This is a genomic window from Pseudomonas sp. GD04015 (genome assembly GCF_029837675.1).
GTDB lineage: Bacteria > Pseudomonadota > Gammaproteobacteria > Pseudomonadales > Pseudomonadaceae > Aquipseudomonas > Aquipseudomonas paralcaligenes.
On record NZ_JAOEEE010000011.1, the window covers coordinates 157,159 to 167,161 of the forward strand.

The window sequence follows — 10,003 nt, forward strand, 5'->3', positions numbered from 1 at the left end:
GAGGACGGGCGGGAGAGACCGCCGGCGGGACCGGCGGTGAGGAATGGCTCAGACGATCTCGGCGCTGGCCGGCACCTGCGGCTGGGACTTGCCGCCCTCGGCCAGTTCGCGCTTGAGGGTATCCTCGTCCAGCTGCTTGCACCACTTGGCGACCACGATGGTGGCGACGCCGTTGCCGATCAGGTTGGTCAGCGCGCGGGCCTCGGACATGAAGCGGTCGATGCCGAGGATCAGCGCCAGGCCGGCGACCGGCAGATGACCGACCGCGGACAGGGTGGCGGCCAGCACGATGAAGCCCGAGCCGGTGACGCCCGCCGCGCCCTTGGAGGCGATCAGCAGCACGGCCAGCAGGGTCAGCTGGTGGGTGATGTCCATGGTGGTGTCGGTGGCCTGGGCGATGAACACCGCGGCCATGGTCAGGTAGATCGAGGTGCCGTCCAGGTTGAAGGAGTAGCCGGTGGGGATCACCAGGCCGACCACGTTCTTCTTGGCGCCCAGCTTCTCCATCTTGTTCAGCATGCGCGGCAGAGCCGACTCGGAGGACGAGGTGCCCAGCACGATCAGCAGTTCCTCGCGGATGTACTTGATGAACTTGAGAATGCTGAAGCCATGGGCGCGGGCGATGCCGCCGAGGACGATCAGCACGAACAGCGCGCAGGTGATGTAGAAGCACAGCATCAGCTGGCCGAGCTGCACCAGCGAGCCCACGCCGTACTGGCCGATGGTGAAGGCCATGGCGCCGAAGGCGCCGATCGGGGCGACCTTCATGATCATGTTGATGATGCCGAACATGACGTGGGCGATGCGGTCGATGAACTCCAGCACCGGCTTGCCGTAGTCGCCCATGCGCTGCAGGGCGAAGGCGAAGATCACCGAGAAGAACAGAACCTGCAGGATGTCGCCGCTGGCGAAGGCGCCGACCACGGTGCCCGGGATCACGTTGAGCAGGAAGTCGATGGTGCTCTGCTTCTCGCCGGCGGCGGCGTAGGCGGCGATCTTGCTGGTGTCGAGGGTGGCCGGATCGACGTGCATGCCGGCGCCCGGCTGGACGACGTTGACCACGACCAGGCCGATGATCAGCGCCACGGTGGAGACGATCTCGAAGTACAGCAGCGCGTAGCCGCCGGTCTTGCCCACCGCCTTCATGTCCTGCATGCCGGCGATGCCGCTGACCACGGTACAGAAGATGATCGGCGCGATGGCCATCTTGATCAGCTTGACGAAGCCATCGCCGAGCGGCTTCAGCGCCACGCCGGTCTCGGGGTAGAAATGGCCGAGCAGGATGCCGACGGCGATGGCCACCAGCACCTGGACATAGAGGCTCTTGTAGAAGGGTGTGCGAGTCATGGCAGTTCCTCGTTCGCGACATCCGTCCGGCTTTCCCTGGCCGACGATGCAGCGGCTGATGCGCTTGCCCTCCTTGCCGGAGGGTTTTGTTGTTGGGTGACCCGAATCGCGGGTTGCCCTCCCCATGGCAAGCGCTGTGCCAGACCTCTTTCCGAATTAAAAACCTTTCATATCAGTGACTTGATAAAAAACCGGATACCAGACTCCGGCGAAATTGGCGGGAATCCGCCAGGCCCGAGGCGGATTTCCCCCGTGCGGTAGGGTGCGCCATGCGCACCGCTCCTCAGTACACGTCGCGCAGGTAGCGCTTCTGCTCGGCCAGGCCGCGGATGTACTCGGCGGCCTTGTTCTCGGAGAGACCGCCGTGGTCGCGGGCCACTTCGCGCAGGGCCGTGTCCACATCCCTGGCCATGCGGCTGGCGTCGCCGCAGACGTACAACTGCGCGCCCTCCTCCAGCCAGCGCCAGAGTTCGGCGCCCTGCTCGCGGATGCGGTCCTGCACGTAGACCTTCTCGGCCTGGTCGCGGGAGAACGCCAGGCTCAGGTGGGTCAGCAGGCCGTCGCGCTGCATCGACTCCAGCTCGTCGCGGTAATAGAAGTCGGTGGCCGCGTGCTGCTCGCCGAAGAACAGCCAGTTGCGCCCCGTGTCGCCCCGCGCGCGGCGCTCGTGGAGGAAGCCGCGGAACGGCGCCACGCCGGTGCCCGGGCCGATCATCACCATCGGCACGTCGCCCTGGGCCGGCACCCGGAAGTGTTTGCCGCTCTGCACGAACACCGGCACCTCGCCCTCGCCCGCGCGGTCGGCGAGGAAGGTCGAGGCCACGCCCTTGCGCCGGCCGTAGCGCACCGCCGCCACGGTCAGGTGCACCTCGCCAGCGTGGGCCTTGGGGCTGGAGGAGATCGAATACAGGCGCGGCTGCAGGCGCTTGAGGCTGCCCAGCAGTTCGCCGGCTGCATGCTCGGCGGGAAAGGCCTGCAGCACGTCGGCCAGCTGGCGGCCCCACAGCCAGTCCTTCAGCTCTTCCTTGCGTTCGAGCAGCCCGCGCAGCTCGCCACTGCCACTGCGCTCGGCGATCAGCGCCAGGGCCTCGGTGCTCGGCCGGGCGATCTCGTAGTGGGCCGCGAGCGCCTCGCGCAGCGGCAGTTCGCCGACCTTGGCCACGCTGACCGGCTGCTCGCCATCCAGGCGCGCCAGTTCGAGCACCTCGCCGACCAGCTCGGGGCAGTTGCGCGGCCATACGCCCAGGGCATCGCCGGCCTCGTAGGTCAGGCCCGAGTCGCCCAGGGCAAAGGCGAACTGGCGGGTGTCCTTGCTGGCCCCGACTCTGTTCAGGCGCAGGTTGACCACCAGGCGCGAGGCGGCCGGCTGCTCCTTGCTGACCGTCGCCGTCGTGGCGCTGGCCAACGGCACCACGGGCGCCTCGACCGCCGCCGGCTCGGGCTTGAGCAGCGGCAGCAGGCTGGCCAGCCAGGCCGCGGCCGGCTCGTCGAAATCGGTGTCGCAGTCCACCCGCTCGACCAGACGGCTGGCGCCCAGTTCGGCCAGGCGGGCGTCGAGGTTCTTGCCGTGCCGGCAGAACTGGTCGTAGCTGGGGTCGCCCAGGGCCAGCACGGCATAGCGCAACGCGCTCAGGTCTGGCTGGCCGGCCTTGAGCTGGTCCCAGAAGCCCTGGCCGTTGTCCGGCGCGTCACCGTCGCCGAAGGTGCTGCTGAGCAGAAGCAGGTTGCTCGCCCGGGCCAGCTTCTCCAGCGGGTAGCCGGCCATGGCGGCCAGCTCCACGGCGCAGCCAGCCTCGCCCAGGCGCTTGGCGAAGCGCTCGGCCAGGTCCTCGCAGTTGCCGGTCTGCGAAGCCCACAACAGGGTCACGGGAACGGCCGCCGACGCTGGCGCGGCGAGGCTGGCCTGCACTTCGCCACCCAACTGCAGGGGTGCGCCCAGGGCCACCCGGCTGAACATGCCGGCCAGCAGGCCGTCCAGCCACAGGCGTGTGGGTTCGGCCAGCGGTGCATGGGGTGGCAGGCTGGGCACGCCGCCCGCGGGATTGGCGCGCAGGCCGCCGATGAAACCGGCCATGTAGGTGCGCTCGGGCTCGCTCAGGGCCGGCGGCGCGCCGGCGGCGACGCCGAGCAGGCTGGCGAACGCGTCGATATGGGACATATCGAGTTCCTCGAAAAAGGGTTCGGAAGAGGTCGAGTCGCCCGCCGTGGCGGGCGTCTCCAGAAGCTGGTGGTCGATCAGATCGACGCGGCGCAGGCTGACGGCGCAGAACTTGAATTCCGGCTGCTGCGAGATCGGGTCGATGGCGTCGCTGGTCACCGCATTGATCGCCAGTTGGTCGCCGTATACGTCGTTCCAGTGGAACGGCGCGAAGCAGCCGCCGGGCAGCACCCGGTCGCTGACCACCACCGGCAGCACGGCCACGCCGCGCCGCGAACGGATCTCCAGCTGGTCCTTGTCGCGCACGCCGAGGGCCTCGGCGTCCTCCGGGTGAACCTCGACGAAGGGCCCGGGGTTGAGCTTGTTGAGGGTGGCGACCTTGCCGGTCTTGGTCAGGGTGTGCCACTGGTGCTGGACGCGGCCGGTGTTGAGCACGAAGGGGAAGTCGGCGTCGGGCATCTCCGCCGGGTCCAGGTGCGGGCGGGCGAAGAACTGGCCCTTGCCGCTGGGCGTGGCGAAGGCGAGGCTAGGCGCGGCGCCGTCCTCGCCGACCTTGAGCTTCTGGCTGACACCATCGTTGAGGTAGCGGATCGGCGAGCGGTCGTCGCCCTCCGTGCTCGCGCAGGGCCACTGCAGCGAGGTCTGGCGCAGGCGTTCGTGGCTGGCGCCACGGATGTCGTAGCCAGTCTTGGGGTTGTGGAAGCGCTTGATCTCCTCGAACACCTGCGCCGCCGACTCGTAGCTGAAGGCGTCGGCGAAGCCCATGGCACAGGCCACCTCGGCGATGATGCGCCAGTCGGCCATGGCCTCGCCGGGCGGCGCCACGGCCTGCTGCATCAGGGTCAGGTTGCGTTCGGAGTTGATCATCACGCCCTCCGCCTCGGCCCACAGGGCGCCCGGTAGGAGGATGTCGGCGTAGCGGTTGGTCTCGGTGTCGAGGAACACATCCTGGGCGATCACCAGGTCGGCGGCTTCCAGTCCCTGGATGACCTTGGTGCGGTTGGCGACGCTGGCCACCGGATTGGTGCAGATGATCCAGCAGGCCCTGACCTTACCGGCGGCCATGTCCTCGAACAGCGCCACGGTGCCGCCGCCCAGGCGCGTGTGCAGGGTGCCGGCCGGCACGCCCCAGGCGTCCTCGACGAAGGCGCGGTCGTCTTCCACCAGCACGCTGCGCTGGCCCGGCAGGCCGGGGCCCATGTAGCCCATCTCGCGGCCGCCCATGGCATTGGGCTGGCCGGTGAGGGAGAACGGCCCGCTGCCGGGGCGGCAGATGGCGCCGGTGGCCAGGTGCAGGTTGCACAGGGCGTTGCTGTTCCAGGTGCCGTGGGTCGACTGGTTCAGGCCCATGGTCCAGCAGCTCATCCACTCCCCCGCCTCGCCGATCCAGCGGGCGGCCTGGCGGATGGCATCCTCGGACAGGCCGGTCAGTTCGGCGACCCGCGCGGGCGTGTACTCGGCGAGGAAGTCGGGCATCGCCTCCCAGCCTTCGGTGAACTGCTCGATGAAGGCCGCGTCGGTGTGGCCATTCGCGTGCAGCAGGTGCAGCAGGCCGTTGAGCAGCGCCAGGTCGGTGCCCGGCCTGATCTGCAGGAACAGGCCGGCCTTGTCCGCCGTGGCGCTGCGCCGGGGGTCGACGACGATCAGCCTGGCCCCGGCCTTGACCCGGTCCATCATGCGCAGGAACAGGATCGGGTGGCAGTCGGCCATGTTCGCGCCGATGACGAAGAACAGGTCGGCCTGGTCGAAGTCCTGGTACGAGCCGGGCGGGCCGTCCGAGCCCAGTGACAGCTTGTAGCCGCTGCCGGCGCTGGCCATGCACAGGCGCGAGTTGGACTCGATCTGGTTGGTGCCGATGAAGCCCTTGGCCAGCTTGTTGGTCAGGTACTGGGCCTCCAGCGACATCTGCCCGGAGACGTAGAAGGCGATGGCGTCCGGCCCGTGCTCGTCGAGGATCACGCGCAGGCGCCGGGCACTGGTGGCGATGGCCTCGGCCATGGGCGCGCGCGCCGGGTCGCGGGCACGCTGGGCGCGTACATAGGCGTGCTCCAGGCGGCCGGATTCGGCGATGGGCTGGTGGCAGCTGCTGCCCTTGGTGCACAGGCGGCCGAAGTTGGTCGGGTGCTGCTTGTCGCCGGCCACCTTCACCACCCGGCCGCCCTCGACCTGCATGACGATGCCGCAGCCGACGCCACAGTAGGGGCATACGCTCCGTATCGTCTTCTCCACCATCGCCATACCCCCGAAAAAACGAAAGCGCCATGCCACCCTCCGCCTGAGCGGGGGCGACACGGCGCCTTTGTCGTGAGGAGCGATCGACATTGACCGCTCGTGGGCATGGCCAAGCAACGGACGCGCCAACTTGCCGGCAAGCGGCGCAACGCCTGATCCAGACAGGGTTGCGGCCGTAGCGGTGGCGACGCAGGGCTGGCCTCGGGCTCGCCCGATGCACCAGAATACGGCGGCAGGGCCCCACGCCAGGGCCGCCACAGGGAAACACCCATGCTCTACATCGTCATGCTGGGCGGCAGACATCCCCGCGCCCGGATCGAAGTCCACGACGTGCTGTTCGCCGTCGCCGACAGCCTCGAGGACAGCTACGCGCAACTGCGCGCAGACTGGTTCGGCAGCCCGGAAGGCCTGCACATCGACTCCTGGCTGGAAGTGGACGGGATCGGCGACTACAAGCTCGAACTGAGCAGCCAGGCCCCGGCCGCCGGCGACCCGCGCCTGTACTTCATCAACCTCGGCGGCTACGAGGAAGGCACTTTCGGCGAGGCGCACCGCTACCTGCTGGTGACCGCCCGCGACAAGGCGGAAGCCAAGGCCAAGGGCAAGCAGCGCCTGCGCCAGGACTGGGTCAAGCCGCACACCGACGCGCTGTTCGACATCGACGACTGCCTGCCGGTGGACCTGGTCGGCGGCCGCTACGTACACTTGGTAAGCGGCCCGCACCGCGGCATCGTGCAGCGCAGCGACTACCTGCTGCTGTAGCCGTCGCCGGCATCAGGTCGGGGCAGGACGACCACGAACGCACCATTCTGGGTCCGCCCGCCCCGTACCTGGCCAGCCCTCGCCCCGCGCCAAGGCCGATAAAACCTGGCGCGCGAGCCTCCCGAGGAAAACTGGCACAAGCGCTGCATAGCCTCCTCCGAGCCCGCTAGACCCGGGCCGCCCATTCGATCAATGGCGATCATGCGATGGGCGACGAAGCACCCACGAAGGTGCTGGACAGAACAGGCAAAGGCGCCTGAGACCGCAAGGTTTCAGGCGCCTTTTTATTTGCCGCGGAAAAACCTGATGAGCTTTGGCCGGGAAACGCCATGAACAGCACAGACCTCTCCACTGACAAGCAACGGCTGATCGTCGTCGGCAACGGCATGGTCGGCCACCACTGCGTCGAACAGCTGCTCGCGGGCGGCGCCCTGGCGCACTACCGCATCGATGTGTTCGGCGAAGAGGCACAGCGCGCCTACGACCGCGTGCACCTCTCCGAATACTTCGGCGGCCGCGACGCCGAGTCCCTGGCCATGAGCGCGGCTTCCCTCTATGAAGAGGACGGCCTGACCCTGCACCTCAGCGCCCAGGTGCTGGAGATCGACCGCGACAAGCGCGAAGTGGTCACCGCCGGGGGCCGCTTCGGCTACGACAAGCTGGTGCTGGCCACCGGCTCCTACCCCTTCGTGCCGCCGATCGAAGGCGCCGAGGGCGACTCGCGCCTGGTCTACCGCACCCTCGATGACCTCGACGGCATCCGCGCCGCCGCCAACGGCAAGCGCCGTGGCGTGGTGGTCGGCGGCGGCCTGCTCGGCCTGGAAGCGGCCAACGCGCTGAAGTCCCTGGGCCTGGAAGCCCACGTGGTGGAGTTCGCCCCGCGGCTGATGCCGGTGCAGCTGGACGACTTCGGCGGCGCCGCCCTCAAGCAGCGCATCGAGGACCTGGGCGTCGGCGTGCACCTGTCCAAGGCCACCCAGAGCATCGGCGCCGGCAGCGAGTACCGCTACCGGATGAACTTCGCCGGTGACGACTTCCTGGAAACCGACCTGATCGTGTTCTCCGCCGGCATCCGCCCGCAGGACGCCCTGGCCCGCGCCTGCGGCCTGGAGCTGGGCGCCCGCGGCGGCATCAACATCAACGACCAGTGCCTGACCAGCGACGAGCGCATCTACGCCATCGGCGAGTGCGCGGCGTGGAACGGCAGCGTGTTCGGCCTGGTCGCCCCCGGCTACCAGATGGCCCGCCTGGTGGCGGCCCAGCTGTGCGGCCAGGAAGGTTCGCCGTTCCTTGGCGCGGACATGTCGACCAAGCTCAAGCTGCTCGGCGTGGACGTCGGCTCCATCGGCGACGCCCACGGCGCCATGCCGGGTGCCAAGAGCTATCGCTACATCGATGAAGCCACCTCCAGCTATCGCCGCCTGGTGGTGTCCGCCGACGGCAAGCAGGTGCTCGGCGCCGTGCTGGTCGGCGACAACAGCTACTACGACACCCTGCTGCAGTACGCGCAGAACGGCATCAAGCTGCCGGAAGACCCGGCCAGCCTGATCATGCCCGCCAGCGAAGGCGCCCCGGCCCTGGGCGCCGACGCCCTGCCGGACACCGCCACCATCTGCTCCTGCCACAACGTCAGCAAGGGTGCGATCTGCGCGGCCATCGACGGCGGCTGCACCGACATCGCCGGGGTCAAGGCCTGCACCAAGGCGGCCACCGGCTGCGGCGGCTGCGCGGCGCTGCTCAAGCAGGTGTTCGAGCACGAACTGACCGCCCGTGGCGTGGAAGTCGACAAGAGCCTGTGCGAACACTTCGCCTACACCCGCCAGGAGCTGTACCACTTCGTCCGCATCGAACAGATCGAGAGCTTCGAGGAGCTGCTGGCCAGGCACGGCCGGGGCCACCTCGGCTGCGACATCTGCAAGCCGGCGGTGGGCTCGATCCTCGCCTCCTGCTGGAACAAGCCGATCATGAACCCGGCGCTGGTGCCGCTGCAGGACACCAACGACACCTTCATGGCCAACATGCAGAAGAACGGCACCTACTCGGTGGTACCGCGCATTCCCGGCGGCGAGATCACCCCGGAAGGCCTGATCGCCATCGGCGCGGTGGCGAAGAAATACGACCTCTACACCAAGATCACCGGCGGCCAGCGCATCGACCTGTTCGGCGCCCAGCTGCACGAACTGCCGGACATCTGGGGCGAGCTGATCGCCGCCGGCTTCGAGACCGGCCACGCCTACGGCAAGTCCCTGCGCACGGTGAAGAGCTGCGTCGGCAGCACCTGGTGCCGCTACGGCGTGCAGGACAGCGTCGGCATGGCGCTGCTGCTGGAGGACCGCTACAAGGGCCTGCGCTCGCCGCACAAGATCAAGTTCGCCGTCTCCGGCTGCACCCGCGAATGCGCCGAGGCGCAGAGCAAGGACATCGGCGTGATCGCCACCGAGAACGGCTGGAACCTCTACGTGTGCGGCAACGGCGGCATGCGCCCGCGCCACGCCGAGCTGTTCGCCACCGACCTGGACGACGCCACCCTGGTGCGCTACATCGACCGCGTGCTGATGTTCTACATCCGCACCGCCGACAAGCTGCAGCGCACCTCCGTGTGGCGCGAATCGCTGGAAGGCGGCCTCGACTACCTGAAGGACGTGATCATCCACGACAGCCTGGGCCTGGGCGCCGAACTGGAAGCGCAGATGCAGCTGGTGGTCGACCGCTACGAATGCGAGTGGGCCAACGTCCTCAAGGACGAGGAGAAGCTCAAGCGCTTCCGCACCTTCGTCAACGAACAGGGCAGCGACCCGGACATCCGCTTCGTCCGCGAGCGCGGCCAGCGCCGGCCGGCGCGTACCCACGAACTCGAACTGATCCCCGTGACCGAGGAGGCCGTCTGATGAGCCCGTCCAACACCGCCCTGAACCTGACCCTCGACAACGCCACCGACTGGCAGCCGCTGTGCGCGCTGAACGACCTGGTGGCCAACTCCGGCGTGGTCGCCCGCTGCGGCGATCACCAGGTGGCGCTGTTCTACCTGCCGGCCGAGGACGGTCAGCAGGTCTTCGCCATCGGCAACCGCGACCCGAAGTCCGGCGCCAACGTGATCGGCCGCGGCATCGTCGGCCAGCTCGGCGGCGACCTGGTGATCGCCTCGCCCCTGTACAAGCAGCACTTCCGCCTGAGCGACGGCAGCTGCCTGGAATACCCGGAGCAGCAACTGCCGGTATGGCCGGTGCGACTGCGCGGAGAGCACGTGGAAATCGGCCTGGGCTGAAAGCCCCGCACGGCCAGGCGGCCTTGACCATGGTCAAGGCCGTTTTTCCATCGACCGTTATATATGAACGAACATAGCGCTACACTCAGGCCCCGTTGCGCGGAGCGCAACGATCGGCCGGGACACTTTCCCCCCCTAGGAGCCACCCCATGAGAATGACCACCCTCGCCCTGGCCATCGCCCTCGGCGTGATCGCCCAGCAGGCTTCCGCCGCCGGCTTCATCGAAGACAGCAAGGCC

5 protein-coding genes are annotated in these 10,003 nt (G+C 68.5%); 3 read left to right on the top strand and 2 right to left on the bottom strand.

Annotated features, from left to right (window positions below; all coding sequences use genetic code 11):
• Positions 1-48: 48 nt before the first annotated feature.
• Positions 49-1,347, bottom strand: a complete 1,299-nt coding sequence (locus N7640_RS12410; protein ID WP_279904528.1) for a dicarboxylate/amino acid:cation symporter — start codon at positions 1,345-1,347, stop codon at positions 49-51.
• 283 nt (positions 1,348-1,630) lie between these two features.
• On the bottom strand, positions 1,631-5,737 hold the full coding sequence (locus N7640_RS12415; RefSeq protein WP_279904529.1) for a bifunctional nitrate reductase/sulfite reductase flavoprotein subunit alpha: 4,107 nt from the start codon (positions 5,735-5,737) through the stop codon (positions 1,631-1,633).
• A 270-nt stretch (positions 5,738-6,007) separates the two neighbouring features.
• Here N7640_RS12415 and N7640_RS12420 point away from each other — a divergent pair, with 270 nt between their 5' ends.
• From N7640_RS12420 to nirD, 3 genes are all read left to right on the top strand, one after another.
• A complete protein-coding gene (locus N7640_RS12420; RefSeq protein WP_220813991.1) occupies positions 6,008-6,499 on the top strand; it encodes a DUF1543 domain-containing protein in 492 nt (163 codons plus the stop codon).
• 329 nt (positions 6,500-6,828) lie between these two features.
• Positions 6,829-9,387 carry a nitrite reductase large subunit NirB gene (gene nirB, locus N7640_RS12425; protein WP_279904530.1) on the top strand — a complete coding sequence of 853 codons (2,559 nt, stop codon included), beginning with the start codon at positions 6,829-6,831 and terminating at the stop codon, positions 9,385-9,387.
• Positions 9,387-9,764 carry a nitrite reductase small subunit NirD gene (nirD, locus tag N7640_RS12430; RefSeq protein WP_279904531.1) on the top strand — a complete coding sequence of 126 codons (378 nt, stop codon included), beginning with the start codon at positions 9,387-9,389 and terminating at the stop codon, positions 9,762-9,764. The genes nirB and nirD overlap by 1 nt, the downstream gene beginning before the upstream one ends.
• The last annotated feature ends 239 nt before the right edge of the window (positions 9,765-10,003 follow it).

Coding starts and splice junctions, on each gene's coding strand:
- nirB (WP_279904530.1), top strand. CDS start 6,829: ATGAACAGCACAGACCTCTCCACTGACAAGCAACGGCTGATCGTCGTC.
- N7640_RS12420 (WP_220813991.1), top strand. CDS start 6,008: ATGCTCTACATCGTCATGCTGGGCGGCAGACATCCCCGCGCCCGGATC.
- nirD (WP_279904531.1), top strand. CDS start 9,387: ATGAGCCCGTCCAACACCGCCCTGAACCTGACCCTCGACAACGCCACC.
- N7640_RS12415 (WP_279904529.1), bottom strand. CDS start 5,737: ATGGTGGAGAAGACGATACGGAGCGTATGCCCCTACTGTGGCGTCGGC.
- N7640_RS12410 (WP_279904528.1), bottom strand. CDS start 1,347: ATGACTCGCACACCCTTCTACAAGAGCCTCTATGTCCAGGTGCTGGTG.